Raw genomic sequence first — 700 nt, forward strand, 5'->3', positions numbered from 1 at the left:
ACCTCATACTGGGCCATGGACCCGACCGCCGATCGCCAACCGGCAACACCGGTGCCCGCCGCGACAAGCGCGGCGCCTGCGCCCACGAGCATCGTTCGCCTGTTCATCGTGCCCTCTCGATAAACTTGCAGGCAAGATAGCGGCGGCTCGGGAATAGCCCTTGATCTCAATCAAGGCCTTTGATCGACCCGCCGCCTAGCGGCGCGACCGTCGAACTCGAACACTTCGATGCCGGCGACGTCGACGTTCGAGGCAGTTGATGTTGATATAGGCCGTGCGTTCGCCGCTTTCGCCGACATCCTCGGCGAAGGGGTGGATTCCGCAGGTCCGGCAGAAGCGATGCGCGATTTGAGCCTTGCCGAAGGTGTAGCGGCCGAGGTCGTCGCCCCAGGCGACCAGACTGAGCTTCTCATGCGGCACCGCCCACAGCAGCGCGCCCTTGCGCGCGCAGATCGAGCAGTTGCAGCGCACCGCGCCGCCGATCTCACCCTTGACCTCGAATGCCACCTTGCCGCAGTGGCAACTGCCTTTGTACAGCATCAGCATCCTCCCATCGCTGGCAGGGTGCAAAGGCACGCTTGCCGGGTTATCTCTTTGCCGGGCCCAACATCAGGCCGCGCGTCTAAAAGACGTTGCAAATTTGCAAGGTCCGACATCGAAAATGCAATCCGTCCGCGATCGTCTCGAAACCATCCTGTCA

General features: G+C 62.4%; 1 pseudogene. It reads right to left on the reverse strand.

From position 1 onward, the window contains the following. Window positions 1–170 precede the first annotated feature (170 nt). Window positions 171–540 (reverse strand): annotated as a pseudogene (locus EOA27_RS38880) (GFA family protein). Window positions 541–700: the final 160 nt, after the last annotated feature.

It is taken from the genome of Mesorhizobium sp. M2A.F.Ca.ET.037.01.1.1 (genome assembly GCF_003998075.1).
Classification (GTDB): domain Bacteria; phylum Pseudomonadota; class Alphaproteobacteria; order Rhizobiales; family Rhizobiaceae; genus Mesorhizobium.